The organism is Pedobacter foliorum (assembly GCF_013266735.1).
GTDB classification, from domain to species: Bacteria; Bacteroidota; Bacteroidia; order Sphingobacteriales; family Sphingobacteriaceae; genus Pedobacter; species Pedobacter foliorum.
Map to the genome: position 1 here is coordinate 214,095 of NZ_JABSNU010000009.1, position 15,315 is coordinate 229,409.

The window sequence follows — 15,315 nt, forward strand, 5'->3', positions numbered from 1 at the left end:
TTTTTTAGCAATATAAGAGCAAGGGATTTAGTAAGGATACTCCTATGAAATTACAACAATATAGTGATCAGGATTTGGTGAAGTTATACCTTACCGGCAACGAAGCCGTTTTGGAAGAACTTTTAAGAAGACACAAATCAAAAATTTATACTTCAATCTATTTATTGGTTAAAGACCAATACTTAGCGGAAGATATATTTCAGGATGCCTTTATTAAGGTTATTAACACATTACGATCTGGACGTTACAATGAAGAAGGTAAATTTTTACCGTGGGTGATGCGTATTGCGCATAATTTGGTTATAGATTATTTTAGACGTGAAAAACGAGGTCCGGTAATTACAAGTGCCGACGGTACCGATGTATTTAATATGCTGCAATTTCATGAAGAAAGTGCAGAGGATAGAATTTTGAGGGAGCAAACTCATTTTGATTTAAGAGCAATGATACATTTACTGCCTGATGATCAGAAAGAAGTTTTAATTATGCGACACTATGCAGACCTCAGTTTTAAAGAAATAGCTGATTTAACTGATGTAAGTATAAATACCGCTTTAGGACGTATGAGGTATGCTTTGAGCAATCTTCGTAAAATGATGAAGGTTAAGGAAATATCATAATATCACTAAAAATAAAAAAATATAAATAATTGTTGTTAGGGTTAAAATAAATTAATAACAATAGCGTTAATTAGTAAAACTAATATACGCTTATTGCTTATGATGGAAACCTCTACTTCAGTTAACAAACTAAATTACGGACAGCAAAAACAGGAAATGATTCCTGCAGATGATGTTGAACCACAGGATTTATCGTTCTATGAGAACATAAAACCGCAGTTGGACAGCTTAGCTAAAAACCCTTCTGATACAACTATATCGAAGATTTTAGCCTACTCTAGAGCCAAGTAATTTACAAACGAATTAAAGCTGCCAACATTTTGGCAGCTTTTTTTATTCCTTTAAATGAAAATCGCCTTATCGGATTTTGATAAAAGACGTTTTTATCTCGTCATTAACAAGAAGAATATCGTTAAAATGAAATTGAGCTTAATACTTTCATTTATGGACAATCGATTCAAAATTGAAAATTAAGAGCAAAAATATATAAGTTTGCAAATGCTCAAAAAAGAACGATATAAGCTTTTTGTGTCACATTTTTCTGCCAAGCAACCTGATGCCGAAACAGAATTGCACTATAACAATCCATTTCAGTTACTTGTTGCAGTTATTTTATCTGCTCAATGTACAGATAAGAGGATAAATCAGGTTACTCCTGCCCTCTTTCAACGTTTTCCGGATGCTAAGGCACTGGCCGATGTTACTCCTGATATTGTATTTGATTACATTAGAAGTGTGAGCTACCCAAATAACAAAGCAAAACATTTAGTGGGTATGGCTAAAATATTGCTAAATGATTTTAACAATGTAGTACCTTCTGATGTTGATGATTTGCAAAAAATGCCCGGCGTTGGAAGGAAAACTGCCAATGTAATTGCATCTGTAATTTACAATGCACCGGCTATGGCTGTGGATACACATGTTTTTAGGGTTGCAAACCGAATTGGTTTGACCACCGGAAAGACTCCTTTGGCTGTTGAAAAAGATCTGGTAAAGAACTTACCTGAAGAAACGATACATGTTGCACATCATTGGCTGATATTGCATGGCAGATATGTTTGCCTGGCAAGATCTCCAAAATGTAGTATTTGCGATATCACAAGCTTTTGCAAATATTATCAAAACAAGAATAAAATAACTAAAATACTTAGTGATTCAGAGCTAATAACAAAAAAATAATAATTTATTTGTTATTTTAAATTAAATAATAGTTATGTTTGCTAACATAATTAGTAATAAGAAAATCATTTTACGTTAAGAAATGTAAGCCGTTACTTTCTTACAGAATTTAATAATATGAGCACAAACGCAAACGCAGACAAATTAAAGGCATTACAGCTTACTTTAGATAAGTTAGAAAAATCATACGGTAAAGGAACTGTTATGAAATTAGGTGATAATGCTGTAGAGGCTATCGAATCTATTTCGACTGGATCTATTAGTTTAGATATTGCCTTAGGAATTGGCGGTGTACCAAAAGGAAGGGTTATTGAAATATATGGCCCTGAATCTTCAGGTAAAACAACTTTAGCAACTCATATTATTGCTGAAGCACAGAAAAAAGGTGGCTTAGCAGCTTTTATTGATGCTGAACATGCATTTGATAAAGGTTATGCAAAAAAATTAGGCGTTGATGTAGATAATTTATTGATATCACAACCGGATAATGGTGAACAAGCTTTGGAAATTGCTGACAACCTAATCAGATCCGGTGCAATTGATGTGATCGTTATTGACTCGGTTGCGGCATTGGTACCTAAAGCTGAGATTGAAGGGGAAATGGGAGATTCAAGAATGGGCCTTCAAGCTCGTTTAATGTCTCAAGCTTTACGTAAACTAACAGGAACTATTGCTAAAACAGGATGTTGCTGTATTTTCATTAACCAATTACGTGAAAAGATTGGTGTAATGTTTGGAAATCCAGAAACAACAACCGGTGGTAATGCACTAAAGTTTTATGCTTCAGTTCGTTTAGACATCCGTAGAACTTCGCAAATTAAGGATTCAGATGAAGTAGCAGGAAACAGGGTTAAAGTAAAGATTGTTAAAAACAAAGTTGCTCCACCTTTCCGTATAGCTGAGTTTGACATTATGTTTGGCGAAGGAATATCTAAAACCGGTGAAATCATCGATTTAGGTGTTGACTTTAACATCATCAAAAAAGCTGGTTCTTGGTTCTCTTATGGAGACACTAAATTAGGTCAAGGTAGAGATGCGGTTAAACAGTTATTACTTGATAACCCGGAGCTATCTGAAGAAATTGAAGCAAAAATCAGAGCTGAAGTTACCGGCGAAAAACTGGAAGAGAAAGCTTAAATTATAATTTAAACCATAAAGAAGAGCCCGTACCATACGTGGGCCGTTGTCCTGAATTTATTTCAGGACCTCCCACTAGCCAGGCTTTCTTTCTCTTGAGAGATCCTAAAATAAATTCAGGATGACGAACGATATAAAAAAGGGGGTGTATCATAAATTTATGATACACCCCCTTTTTGTATTTAAGACCTTTTACTTATTTATAGCTTGGAGCCTGATTATTTGGATTCATTCCTGGAGTATTATTCTCCATAAAATGAGCGTCGATCTTTACAATAGCAACAATAGCTATAACCGTCATCAATACCAAAACCACCAAACCTATATAGTTTCTGTTCTTATCCTTTTTAATTAACCAGATTAAAAAGATGATTAATGGCACAAGCATTAAACCAAAGAAAACAAAACTCATCACACCCATAATTATACTTTTTATATGTTAAAACTCCATTCTAGATAATGGTGCAACATCTTGTTCCACAAAATCCCTATTTAAATATTTAAAATGACCTGCAATAGCAATCATCGCTGCATTATCAGTGCAATACTGGAAAGCCGGTATATACACATTCCAATTTAGCTCCTCCGCTAAGGCAGTTAAACCTGCTCTCAATCCACTATTAGCTGACACTCCCCCAGCTATAGCGATCTCCTTAATTCCATATTGCTTCGCCGCTTTCTTTAACTTATTTAGCAATATGTGAACTATACTGTGCTGAACAGAAGCACAAATATCATTTAAGTTCTCTGAAATAAAGTTCGGATTCTCCTTTTCCTGATTTCTGATAAAATACAATATGGAAGTTTTAAATCCACTAAAGCTATAATTGAGATCTTTGATTTGAGGCTCACCAAATTTATAAGCCAGAGGATTCCCTCCTGCTGCATATTTATCAATAAGAGGTCCACCTGGATAAGGTAAACTTAAAATCTTTGCTGTTTTATCAAATGCCTCACCTGCTGCATCATCAAGGGTTTCACCTACAATCTCCATATCAAAATGGCTTCTCACGACGACAATTTGAGTATGTCCGCCGGATACTGTTAGACAAATGAAAGGAAATTTAGGTTTAGGATCATCAATAAAGTGAGCCAAAATATGGGCGTGCATGTGGTTTACCGAGATTAATGGTAAATCTAACGCTAACGCAAATGACTTAGCAAATGAAACACCTACCAACAACGACCCTAATAACCCTGGTCCCTGAGTAAAAGCAACTGCATTTAGTTCCTTTTTACTAACTTTAGCATCACCTAATGCCTGTTGTATTACCGGAACAATATTTTGTTGATGAACCCTTGAAGCTAATTCAGGAATTACACCTCCATAATTTTGATGAATTGTTTGGTTTGCAATAACATTGGCAGTAATTTTGCCGTTGTTACATATAGCAACGGAGGTTTCATCGCAGGAAGATTCTATAGCAAGTATTACAGACACGTTTATTATTATTAAGCTACAAAATTATTAAAAAACTATTAAAAATACTTCTTTGGATCGTTGCATCAGTATTATTACTTGCTGGTGTCATTTTATTTGCAATCCAATTTAGGCCTGTTCAAACTTTTGTAGCAAAAAAAGCGGCCGCATACTTATCTAAAGAGCTTAATACAACGATTTCCTTAACTGGCATATACATAAAACCTTTTAAGTATGTTGTTATAGAAAACTTACTAGTTCTGGATCAACAGAAAGATACTTTGCTAAATACGCCTAAATTTTTAGTAGACATCAATCAACTTTCGCTTAAAAAACGCATAGTTGACATCAATACTGTGCAAATTAATAATGGTGCCTTCTATTTGAAGTCGTACAAAGACAGATCTACTAATCTTGATTTTATTATTGACTATTTTGATTCTGGTCCTCCCACTGTTAAAACTAAAAAGAAGCCTTTTAAACTATCTTTTGATAGGGTTATATTGAACAACATGGATCTGAAGTACAAAAATCAGAGAGTTGACACCATTATAAATGGGGTTAATTTTGATGATGTTCACCTAACTAGCTTTAACGGAATCTTTGAAAAGCTAAATACTACTGATCATATTCTTCAGGCCGACATCAAAAACCTTACTTTTAAAGAGAAGAGCGGCTTTTATCTTAAAAACCTTACTGCTTTTACTACTGTTGACACGAATGCTATAGAGCTAAAGAACTTAATGCTGGTAACCAACAAGAGCAGGTTATCTGATTACTTTCAAATGCGGTTTAATAAATACCGCGACTTTAGAGACTATGTGAATAAAGTAAGAATGAAAGCTAATTTTAAGGATAGTCATTTAGCCTCACGAGACGTTGCCTTTTTTGCTCCGGAATTGAATGATATGAACCTGGAAATTGATGTTGATGGAAAGGTTACAGGTTTAGTTAACAACCTTAAAGCAAAAAAACTAGCCGTAAAAGCTGGAAAAGCAACTTATATAAAAGGTGATTTTATCGTAAAAGGACTGCCAAATCTTAAAGAGACATTTATGGATCTTAAAATAGAAATGGCAGGAACGAATAAAGCCGACCTGGATGAGATACTAACAAGTACAACTGGAAAAAAGACGAAAGTGATCCCTGCTGTCATTGGAAAATTTGGGAACATCAACTTTAATGGCTCATTTACTGGATTTCAAAATGATTTTATTGCCTATGGGGAGTTTAAAACTAAGCTAGGCAGGTTAGTTTCTGATGTTAACATGAAAATAGATAAGAAAGGAATTCCGTCTTACTCTGGTAATGTTAAATCATTCGACTTCAATTTAGGAAACCTGCTAGATGAGGATATGCTTGGAAAAATTTCCGCTTCTTTAAATGTACAAGGAAGAGGAACCGAAATAAAAAGTCTATCAGAAAAACTAAATGGAGATATAGATTACATTGACTTTAATCAGTACCGATATAGGAATGTAAAAATTGACGGGACATTTGATAAAAAGTATTTTGATGGTCGCTTGAAAATTAATGATAAGAATGTTCAGCTTGTTTTTGATGGCGGAGTAAATTTAAATCCCCAATTGCCAGTCTTTAATTTTAAGGCCACTATTAATAATGCGAAGTTAAAAGCCTTAAAACTATACAAAGATTCTTTAAAGGTTGATGCTACATTTAGCACCAATTTCTCTGGAACTAACCTAAATAACATTCAGGGTAAACTTTTAATTCAACAAATTAGATTAGATAATGTTAAAGGGATTTACAATATTGATTCCGTAGAGCTAAAAGCTTCAGGTATAGGAAAAGATAGGGACCTGACAATTCATTCAGATATCCTGGATGCCAGCTTAAAAGGGCAATATAACCTGAACACCATTCCTTCATATTACAAAGCACTAGCGAAGAAGTACATCCCTTCTCTTAAGACTGTCATTCTTCCCTATGGTGATCAAATCTTTCAGTTCAATCTGAAAATAAAAAGATTTGAGCCTATTGCAGAGCTTCTTGCCCCTGGCTTATCAATTGAAGATGAGGCAGTTTTTATAGGCAACTTTGACTCTCCAAACAACATAGCTACTTTAAACGGCTTTATAAAAAAGCTAAAATACGATGGTATTACAGCAAACAACATTATCATTGACGAGAATACTTCTGTAAATCAGATTCAGGCAATTATAACTTCCGACAGGGTAGATTTAAATGATAGCTTGTACATTAAGAATGTCAACATCTCAAATATCCTTAGAAATGATAGCCTTTCACTCAACTTAAAACTTGCCAATTCAGATGATGCGAATCAACTGGATTTAAACGGTTTGGTAGAGTTTGCAAATGATACAACGGCTAGAGTTAGTATCCTCCCATCCCAGCTTACTGTGAATAATGAAGATTGGAAAATCCAGGAAAAAGTTAGAATTAACTTTCACGAAGGAAAAACAGAGATTACCAATTTTGATTTAAGCAATGGCAATCAATTGCTCACGGTAGATGGAGTTCTTTCGGATGATCCAAAAGACCTACTGCTTGTTGGCTTTAAAAATTTCAGTTTAAAGACAATAAATCCTTTTGTTAAGGCGTATGGAGTTCAGTTGGCGGGTAACATCAATGGAGAAACTAAGTTATACAACATCCTAAAATCACCTAAAATAACTGACAATATAAAAATCGACTCTTTAGCCTTTAACAACACTTACATTGGTGATTTAACAGATACTTCATCCTATGATCGCGCAAATAATGTCGCGAACATTTACACCAATATAGTCTCTTCCGACAGAGAAACTCTTCGCGTATTAGGAGCGCTAGATCTTGAGAAGAAAGAAATGGACCTAAACATCAACCTTGACAAAAGTGAATTGGCTGTTTTGGAACCTTTTGTTAATGAACTTGTGTCAAATCTTAAAGGTCATATTTCTTCATCTCTAACTGTTAAAGGCCCTTTTAAAAAGCCTGAAATCAACGGTGAGGTTTCTTTTGACAAGGGTGAAGTGACGGTTAACTATCTTAAAACAAGATATACACTAAACGACCGTGTAGAGGTTCATAACAGCGTGATCGATATTAATGATCTGAAGTTACTTGATATTGATGGTAACCAGGCAATCGCAAATGGCACTGTTGACCTCAATAACATCAATACGCCAACTCTGGATATCGACATTGATGCTAAGGATTTTATGGCCTTAAATACTACTGAAAAAGATAACGGCATATATTATGGAAAAGCCTATGGCACCGGTACTTTTAGGTTTAAAGGGCCAACAAATAAGTTATTTATAGATATTAACGCCAAAACGGAAAAAGGTACTGTTTTTAACCTCCCTCTTAACAGTTCTGAAACTGTATCAAATAAAGATTTCATAACTTTTGTAAGCAAAGACACCACTAAGGTTGTAAAAAAAGCAACGAGTTTTGACGGTCTTACAATGAGTCTAAAACTTGAGGTTGATGCAAACAGTACAGCAAATATTTATACTACATTAGGAAATCTTAGTGGAAAAGGATACTCTAAAAACCTGGCGCTTAACATCAACAGCCTGGGCGATTTTGAGATGTCTGGTGACTATATAATTGAAACAGGAAGTTTTGATTTTACAGCTCAGGAGATTATAAACAAGAAATTTAACATTAGGCAAGGTGGTACTATCCGTTGGACAGGAAACCCTACTACCGCGCAAATAAACCTAAAAGCGATCTACTCTCTTCGTGCAGGACTTAGTGATCTTTATACTGCAGCTAACAGGGATGGCGGTAACAATGCTAATGAACGCGTTTTAACTGAGGTTGAAATGGGTTTAAGTGGATCACTATTAAAACCGGACATCAAACTTGACATCTTCTTCCCATCAAATCCTGCCATTAAAGAAGAAATGCAATCTTACTTTAATGATGACAACAACAGAAACCTTCAGGCGCTTAGTTTGATCATAAGACGTAGTTTCGCTCCTGGTACAGGAAAAGAAGCGCTAGGTAAGCAATTAACGTCCGGGGTGGCAAGTACTGCCACTGAGCTGTTGTTTAATCAGTTTAACAATGTTTTATCTTCACTTAATCTTGACTTCGTGGATATTAATATCCGTTCGTTAAGTGAGGCCAATGCCTCTTTCAGATTTTTTAATGACCGCATTGTTTTAAATGCCGGAATTGTAGACAAGCGCAGTACCAACGATTTATCACCAATTGGATTTACCAGAAATAATGTTGGTGGAGAGGTTGAGGTTTTAGCATTAATTAAGAAGGATGGTACTCTAGTAGGTAAGCTTGCCAACAAGCCGCCTACTCAACAAAATACTTTCTTTAACACTGGTATTAGTCAAAACAACAATGTAACCTCTTTTGGACTTATTTATAGTCAGCAATTTGACAGCTTCAGAGAGTTCCTTCAGAGAATAACGGGCAAATACAACCAAAATCTGAAGAAGAAGACTGAGGAAGAACTTCTGAAGAAAAAAGCAGAGGAGGAGAAAAAGTCAATCCCGGTTAATAAGCCCACAGCAAATAAGGAAGCTGTTACTCCTGAAAAAAAGAGCAAAAAAAAGTAGGTTATAAATAACCTACTTTTTTTCTAGCCTTTCATTATTTGATGCCCCATCTTGTCACGCTTAGTTTTAAGATAAAGCTCATTATGAATATTACTTTCTATTTCTATTGGAATGTTTTCTACAATCTCCAAGCCATAGCCAATTAAACCGGCACGCTTGGTTGGGTTATTAGACATCAATCTCATTTTAGTGATACCTTGTGCTCTTAGTATTTGAGCTCCAACACCGTAATCTCTTTCGTCTCCTTTAAAGCCCAATTTAATGTTTGCCTCAACGGTATCCAAGCCGGCATCTTGTAAGTTATATGAACGCAGTTTATTAACAAGTCCGATTCCTCTTCCTTCCTGATTCATGTATACGATTACACCTTTCCCTTCTTTATCAATCATCTCCATAGCTTTGTGCAATTGAGGACCACAATCGCATCTGCATGATCCAAAAATATCGCCGGTAACACAAGAACTATGTACTCTTGTTAATACTGGTTCATCTAAAGACCACTCTCCTTTACTAATTGCCAAATGCGTTGCACCAGTATCAATTTGAGTATAGGCAGTCATTTTGAAATCTCCCCATTGTGTAGGTAAGTTTACAGTTACCTCTTGTTCTATCAGACTTTCTTTGCTTAATCTGTATTCGATAAGGTCTTTTATGCTGATTATTTTAAGCTGATGTTGTGCTGCAATTTTAATAAGGTCAGGAAGTCTTGCCATTTCACCATCATCCTTCATAATCTCAACTAAAACCCCCGCAGGTTCCATCCCAGCAAGTCTGGCTAAATCGACAGAAGCTTCAGTATGTCCTGAGCGTCTTAAAACTCCTCCATCTTTAGATCTTAATGGAAAGATATGTCCAGGTCTACCCAATTCAGCAGGATCAATATTGGGATCAATTAAAGCTTTAATAGTTTTTGATCTGTCGGAAGCAGAAATACCGGTTGTACAGCCATGGCCTCTTAAATCAACAGAAACCGTGAAATTAGTTTCGAAAGCGGCTGTGTTTTTTCCCACCATTAACTCCAAACCTAATTCATCACACTTTTCTTCTGTTAACGGCGCACAGATTAAACCTCTACCGTAAGTTGCCATGAAATTTATCATTTCAGGAGTAGCATTTGCAGCAGCTGTAATAAAATCGCCTTCGTTCTCTCTATCTTCGTCATCTACAACAATAATAGCTTTACCCGCTTTTATTTCTGCAATAGCTTCTTCTATTGTATCTAGTTTGATTTCCATTTTTCTGAATATATCAATAATCAAGTAACACAAACAAGTTGCCTGATTAGTTAGTAAGATTTACAGTGCAAAGTTACAATCTTCAAATCCAATATCACGCTACAAACTATCATAAATAAGTAATGAATATTAGGTGTTTACCTCAATTAGAGATTGTAAATGCTATTTTTTCTTTTTGAAAAGATTTATAAATACCTGTTTAAAATAACCCACGTCGAATAAAGCGGAATCAACAGTTGCCTTATAAGTTAAGAATGCACCTAAAGGCGACAGAATAAATATAGCCAACCACATTCCAAAGAAAGGAAGTAAAGAGCCTGTAGTTGCCGACTTTTCAGAAACTGTGGCTATAATGTGGTACAGAAGAAAAAATACTATTGCCATTACAACAGGTAATCCAAGTCCACCCTTTCGTATTATAGCTCCCAATGGAGCTCCAATAAAGAACAGTAAAACACAGGAAACAGCTAAGGTAAACTTTCGTTGGTATTCCAGTTGTACCTTTATTATACTTCTGGTTCTATCTTCATAATCGCCAACCCTATTGGAGGTAGCTTGTTTTACGGAGGTTGCTAAATCTAAAGCGCTTTGAACAATTGCAAGCCTTTGCTTTTCAGGAAATGTCTTTAAAATATCTCCTTTTATTTCTTTTGCCGGTACTTTAACTTTAGTGTACCCTTTAGCGTAGTTGTTTTGCCTATAGTAGTTGTTTACAGTAGCAGAGGCGAATTTATTTACGCTATCCAGCTCTTTCACTAAGGAGTCGCGTTTCTTCGTCAGACCCTTTAAATTTAGCATCTGAGTATTGTTCCTAAAATCCTGTTCGTCTGTTCTGGCCATTTTAAAACTAGAAATATCAAACTTCTGGTCAGTTTCAGTAAATCTCATCCTAGTTAATTCCTGCCTTGGGTTATTATAGGTATTACGGCCGCTCGACTCTTCGTACCTTACGCCATTTTTTAATTTCAGAAACAGGTACTTATCATTGCTGTACATTTTACCTTCTTTGGCAATAATGATCTTAGCCATTCCATTTGTATTTGTATGATCATAAATCATTACATCATACAATGAAACCCCATCGTCTCCTTTTTTGTTAACCCTGATAGAATAGCCTGGTATACTGTTATTAAAAACCCCTTCTTTAATTAAAAAGGATAGTTTTTTATTAGTTATATCCCATAAAAGCGATCCGTATTTCAAATTCGCCTTGGGTAGCATATAATCTGAAAAAATGAAGGAGCTTATGGCTATACATATAATGAGGACAAAAAGAGGCCTCATCGCTTTCTGAAGCGACAGTCCTGCAGACTTAATAGCAACCAGCTCATAATTCTCCCCTAGTGTCCCAAAAGTCATTATAGATGACAATAAAATGGACAAAGGAAGTGCCATCGACACATTTGCCGCAGAAGCATAATACATTAACTCTAATATAATGTACCATTCGAATCCCTTTCCTATTAAATCATCTACATATTTAAATAGGAAAAGCATTAACAAAATGAACATCACAATAAAGAATGTGACGAAGAAGGGCCTTATAAATGCTTTGAGTAGAAGTAAATGAATCTTTTTCAATATACAAATGTAGACAAAGCTATTGAAAAACTAGGCACCAATTACACTGTGCAGGTAGTTAATCTGATTATCCCAAATTAGTGTACGCTCGGCCAATGTATCATCAGTAGCGAAATCTGTTATAGAAAGTGCTACATCATTTGTCAATTCGTCTTGTACAATTTCCATCTCAAAATAACAGTGTGGCTCATCTTCGAGCCATTTAAACTTTACTGACTTATTTTCTTTAACACTTAGCAACTTTGCTTTCTGGACTTCATCGTCCCATGTAAATGTGTACATCTGATCTCTGAAAATCACATCATCGGCAAACCATTGAGACAACCCATTTGGCTCACTAATAAAACTAAATAAAATACGTGGAGACGACCTCAATTCATATTCTAACGTAAATTTTTTCTTTTCTGACATCGTTGAACACTTATATTCTGAATTATTAGACAATTTTTTTAATTTATATTTCTAAAGAAAAGTAATTTATTCTATATTTGCAACTCTTTAGAAAAAAGACGCCCGGCGGGGTAGCTCAGATGGTTAGAGCGCAGGATTCATAACCCTGAGGTCGGCAGTTCGATCCTGCTCCCCGCTACTTGAATGAAAGCTCACAGAAATGTGGGCTTTTTTACGTTTAAAGCCATTTAAACAGCATTCTATACAATAGTGCATTGAGACTTTCATGAATTCAATATACTAACAATAATCTATTACTTACGTAAAAACAAACTAAAATCGCTTGTCTTTGACGCATTAACTGACGCATAAGATTCAATACTTATTCCTTAAAACAAAAAACCGGTCACCTTTAATTTCTATTTCCTTTATTTTGTAGATTTGAATTAAAGATAAATTATGGAAATTCAACACGATTCTTCAAAAGATATAGACTTAGCAGGATCTTCTGTAATCACCATGACGGAGATTTCTACTCCTTTAGGTCCGATGTTGGCTGGAGCGACTTCTGAAGGCGTCTGTTTATTGGAATTTACTAACCGTATTAGATTAGAAAAGGAATTTACTGATTTACAAAAATTGCTTAATGCAGTTTTGGTGACTGGAAGAAATCAGCACTTAGATCAATTAGAAGACGAACTCATTGAATATTTTCAAGGAAAGAGGAAAATCTTTTCAGTTTCACTACATACGCCTGGTAATGAGTTTTCGCAAGCTGTATGGAGAACACTTCAAAAAATCCCATACGGGAAAACCTGGACTTATAAAGAACAGGCAGAAATGATGAACAATCCAAAAGCCATTCGCGCAATTGCGTCTACAAACGGGAGAAATAGATTGGCAATTATAATACCCTGCCATAGGGTAATTGGCAGTAATGGGACTATGACAGGATATGCTGCCGGAGTCGACAAAAAGAAGTGGTTATTGAAGTTTGAAAGAAATAATTCAGAAATACAAGAAGGTACTTTGTTTTAACAACAAGCGCATAGGCTATTTTGACTGATACGTTGCGGCAAGTTTTAGTGCCTCATAAGCATTTGCAATACCTCCACTAACACAAAGATCAGAGAAAGGTATACGAACAGTCTCACCTCTTTCATTCTTATACTTAACCTTCTGTAAAACCTTAGTCGCAGATTTCATTATGATCTCTCTTACCTGGTGAGGTTTAAGATCTGGATAATAGCTTAGAATTAAAGCAGAAAGACCTGATACAACAGGGGCTGCCATACTTGTTCCATCAAATTCTTCATATTTAGAGCCTGGAACCGTAGAGTTAATCATAAACCCAGGAGCAAAGACATCAACGTTATTTTTACCATAGTTAGAAAAAGATGCCTTCAAATTTGCATCATTTGCATAAGCACTGGCTCCAACCTCTATCCAGTTATTTGCATGTGGTAATTTAAATTTGGCAGTATCCACTACTGCTTTTTTAATTATAGTATTGGCCCCTCCTCTCATAACAGGGCCTTGTGCCTGATTTTGATTTAATTTAATTGTTGCCGGTAGATCTTTCTTAATAGTTTTTTTGTAAGCGATAGCTTCAGGTCCATCAAAGTATTTATTAGGATAATTCTCTTTCACATCAACATCCTCATTATCATTTCCTGCTGCATGTACAAGTAATACACCCTTCTCTTCCGCATACTTCACGGCTTCATCAACAACTTCCTTATTCCATTTAAAGCCCTTACCAAAGCTCATATTGATAACTTTTGCACCATTGTCAACTGCATATCTGATTCCATTAGCTACATCCTTATCTCTTTCGTCACCTTCTGGTACAACTCTAATTGCCATTATACTTACACTATTGGCTACACCATTAATACCAATCGAATTGGCTCTATTAGCACCTATAATACCCGAAACGTGAGAGCCATGTTCTGCATTGGGGCCTGCGACATCGTTATTCCCATACAATCGTTCTCTAGCATTCGTATAATCATCCCCAACCAGTTCTTTTCTTTGATCATACTTCACATTCAAATTAAACTTAAGCATCACATCGTATTGCTTATATGCATCCTTCATCTCCTTGTAGAACTTATCAATCCCCCCACTATCTTTAGAGCCTCCACGTATAATCTTCTTCACTTGCTCCTCATCTTCATTGTCGGCCACATATTTATCAATATCATCCAATGTAGGAATCTTCTTATTGTTTATAACAGCTACTGAATCGAGAACCTTATTTATCATACTTACAATTCCAAACGTGTAGTGAGCATCATTATACTTTCTTCCAAATTCGGCATTCGCTTTAAGATATAACGCATATTCTTCTTTTTGAGCGCTATCCAATACGGTAGATCTTATGGTTGATACATACTTTGGTCCATATTCCCTAAGTATCCTAACTAATTCAAGATTGTCATAAGCAAGATTACCATTTTTCGAACCTATAAAATTCCAGCCATGTATATCATCTACATATCCATTGCCATCATCATCTATTCCATTGCCTGGAATCTCCTTTTTATTAGTCCACAAAACATCTTTTAAATCTTCGTGATTTATATCAACACCGCCATCTATTACAGCAACAATTACATTTTGTTTAGGCTTTCTATCGCTTAGCAATTCCTTATATGCCTTTTCAGTACTTATTCCGAAATACCCATCGGCAACTAAGTCCAAATTATACCAATTAGGAGGAAGCTTAATATCTTTACTTTGTGAAAATGCAGATCCACTTAAGATAAAGCTAAGTGCAAACAGCAATATATATCTTAATTTCATTAAAAGTGCTTTTATAAGATTAACGTAAAATACAATTATACGGTTTTATTGTATCTCTGATGAAGATTTAGCATTTTTTAACACTAAATCTAATCGATCGTCATCCTCAATTCGTCATGCCGGCGAAGGCCGGTATCAGGCCCCCTCAAGAGAAAGGAAGCCTTACTAGTGCGAGGTCCTGAACTAAATTCAGGATTACGACGGGCATAATTATAAGACCAAACTGTCTATAAACAAATAGCATAGGAATAGCTATAAACAAGAAAACCCTGTAGTATTAACTACAGGGTTACTTTAAGATTTGGCACCGACCTACTCTCCCACGTGTTACCGCAGTACCATCGGCTCTGGTGGGCTTGACTTCTCTGTTCGGAATGGGAAGAGGTAGACACCACCGA

At 35.6% G+C, this 15,315-nt stretch carries 12 protein-coding genes, 1 tRNA gene and 1 rRNA gene; 7 read left to right on the plus strand and 7 right to left on the minus strand.

Annotated features, from left to right (window positions below; translation table 11 throughout):
• The first annotated feature begins 44 nt into the window (after positions 1 to 44).
• The 4 genes from HQN83_RS18005 (at position 45) to recA (ending at position 2,936) form a co-directional block, all read left to right on the plus strand.
• Positions 45 to 620, plus strand: a complete 576-nt coding sequence (locus HQN83_RS18005) for an RNA polymerase sigma factor (protein WP_099439585.1) — start codon at positions 45 to 47, stop codon at positions 618 to 620.
• Positions 621 to 719: 99 nt separating this feature from the next.
• Positions 720 to 911 carry a hypothetical protein gene (locus tag HQN83_RS18010; protein ID WP_173091929.1) on the plus strand — a complete coding sequence of 64 codons (192 nt, stop codon included), beginning with the start codon at positions 720 to 722 and terminating at the stop codon, positions 909 to 911.
• Positions 912 to 1,118: 207 nt separating this feature from the next.
• Positions 1,119 to 1,799: an endonuclease III gene (gene nth / locus HQN83_RS18015; RefSeq protein WP_173091931.1), complete on the plus strand. Its 681-nt coding sequence runs from the start codon at positions 1,119 to 1,121 to the stop codon at positions 1,797 to 1,799.
• Positions 1,800 to 1,916: 117 nt separating this feature from the next.
• Positions 1,917 to 2,936 (plus strand): recombinase RecA, encoded by a 1,020-nt coding sequence (gene recA, locus HQN83_RS18020; protein ID WP_173091933.1) that lies wholly within the window; start codon positions 1,917 to 1,919, stop codon positions 2,934 to 2,936.
• Between the two features lie 196 nt (positions 2,937 to 3,132).
• Here the strand turns inward: recA and HQN83_RS18025 are convergent, their stop codons facing one another.
• Positions 3,133 to 3,348, minus strand: a complete 216-nt coding sequence (locus HQN83_RS18025) for a hypothetical protein (protein WP_246254541.1) — start codon at positions 3,346 to 3,348, stop codon at positions 3,133 to 3,135.
• 27 nt (positions 3,349 to 3,375) lie between these two features.
• Positions 3,376 to 4,377: a tRNA (adenosine(37)-N6)-threonylcarbamoyltransferase complex transferase subunit TsaD gene (gene tsaD, locus HQN83_RS18030; protein ID WP_173091937.1), complete on the minus strand. Its 1,002-nt coding sequence runs from the start codon at positions 4,375 to 4,377 to the stop codon at positions 3,376 to 3,378.
• 260 nt (positions 4,378 to 4,637) lie between these two features.
• On the opposite strand from tsaD, the gene HQN83_RS18035 reads away from it, so the two are divergent.
• Entirely contained in the window at positions 4,638 to 8,903 is a 4,266-nt protein-coding gene (locus HQN83_RS18035) for a translocation/assembly module TamB domain-containing protein (RefSeq protein WP_246254542.1), read from the plus strand.
• A gap of 23 nt (positions 8,904 to 8,926) precedes the next feature.
• On the opposite strand, the gene HQN83_RS18040 is transcribed toward HQN83_RS18035, so the two are convergent.
• The 3 genes from HQN83_RS18040 to HQN83_RS18050 form a co-directional block, all read right to left on the minus strand.
• Positions 8,927 to 10,138, minus strand: a complete 1,212-nt coding sequence (locus tag HQN83_RS18040; RefSeq protein WP_173091939.1) for a bifunctional 3,4-dihydroxy-2-butanone-4-phosphate synthase/GTP cyclohydrolase II — start codon at positions 10,136 to 10,138, stop codon at positions 8,927 to 8,929.
• A gap of 162 nt (positions 10,139 to 10,300) precedes the next feature.
• Positions 10,301 to 11,719, minus strand: a complete 1,419-nt coding sequence (locus HQN83_RS18045) for an LptF/LptG family permease (RefSeq protein WP_173091941.1) — start codon at positions 11,717 to 11,719, stop codon at positions 10,301 to 10,303.
• Between the two features lie 30 nt (positions 11,720 to 11,749).
• Positions 11,750 to 12,130 carry an START-like domain-containing protein gene (locus tag HQN83_RS18050; RefSeq protein WP_173091943.1) on the minus strand — a complete coding sequence of 127 codons (381 nt, stop codon included), beginning with the start codon at positions 12,128 to 12,130 and terminating at the stop codon, positions 11,750 to 11,752.
• Between the two features lie 104 nt (positions 12,131 to 12,234).
• On the opposite strand from HQN83_RS18050, the gene HQN83_RS18055 reads away from it, so the two are divergent.
• Both HQN83_RS18055 and HQN83_RS18060 read left to right on the plus strand, forming a co-directional pair.
• Positions 12,235 to 12,308: transfer RNA gene (locus HQN83_RS18055), tRNA-Met, on the plus strand.
• A gap of 260 nt (positions 12,309 to 12,568) precedes the next feature.
• Positions 12,569 to 13,147 carry a methylated-DNA--[protein]-cysteine S-methyltransferase gene (locus HQN83_RS18060; RefSeq protein WP_173091945.1) on the plus strand — a complete coding sequence of 193 codons (579 nt, stop codon included), beginning with the start codon at positions 12,569 to 12,571 and terminating at the stop codon, positions 13,145 to 13,147.
• A 15-nt stretch (positions 13,148 to 13,162) separates the two neighbouring features.
• Here HQN83_RS18060 and HQN83_RS18065 read toward each other — a convergent pair whose 3' ends face one another.
• Both HQN83_RS18065 and rrf read right to left on the minus strand, forming a co-directional pair.
• Complete coding sequence (locus tag HQN83_RS18065) at positions 13,163 to 14,917, minus strand: S8 family peptidase (protein WP_173091947.1); 1,755 nt, start codon at positions 14,915 to 14,917, stop codon at positions 13,163 to 13,165.
• A gap of 299 nt (positions 14,918 to 15,216) precedes the next feature.
• Positions 15,217 to 15,315 (minus strand): 5S ribosomal RNA (gene rrf / locus HQN83_RS18070); the annotation flags it as partial.

Bases quoted from the DNA above. Each gene is read 5' to 3' on its own strand.
- HQN83_RS18005 (WP_099439585.1), top strand. From the start codon at position 45: ATGAAATTACAACAATATAGTGATCAGGATTTGGTGAAGTTATACCTT.
- HQN83_RS18010 (WP_173091929.1), top strand. From the start codon at position 720: ATGATGGAAACCTCTACTTCAGTTAACAAACTAAATTACGGACAGCAA.
- nth (WP_173091931.1), top strand. From the start codon at position 1,119: ATGCTCAAAAAAGAACGATATAAGCTTTTTGTGTCACATTTTTCTGCC.
- recA (WP_173091933.1), top strand. From the start codon at position 1,917: ATGAGCACAAACGCAAACGCAGACAAATTAAAGGCATTACAGCTTACT.
- HQN83_RS18025 (WP_246254541.1), bottom strand. From the start codon at position 3,348: ATGAGTTTTGTTTTCTTTGGTTTAATGCTTGTGCCATTAATCATCTTT.
- HQN83_RS18040 (WP_173091939.1), bottom strand. From the start codon at position 10,138: ATGGAAATCAAACTAGATACAATAGAAGAAGCTATTGCAGAAATAAAA.
- HQN83_RS18050 (WP_173091943.1), bottom strand. From the start codon at position 12,130: ATGTCAGAAAAGAAAAAATTTACGTTAGAATATGAATTGAGGTCGTCT.
- HQN83_RS18060 (WP_173091945.1), top strand. From the start codon at position 12,569: ATGGAAATTCAACACGATTCTTCAAAAGATATAGACTTAGCAGGATCT.
- HQN83_RS18065 (WP_173091947.1), bottom strand. From the start codon at position 14,917: ATGAAATTAAGATATATATTGCTGTTTGCACTTAGCTTTATCTTAAGT.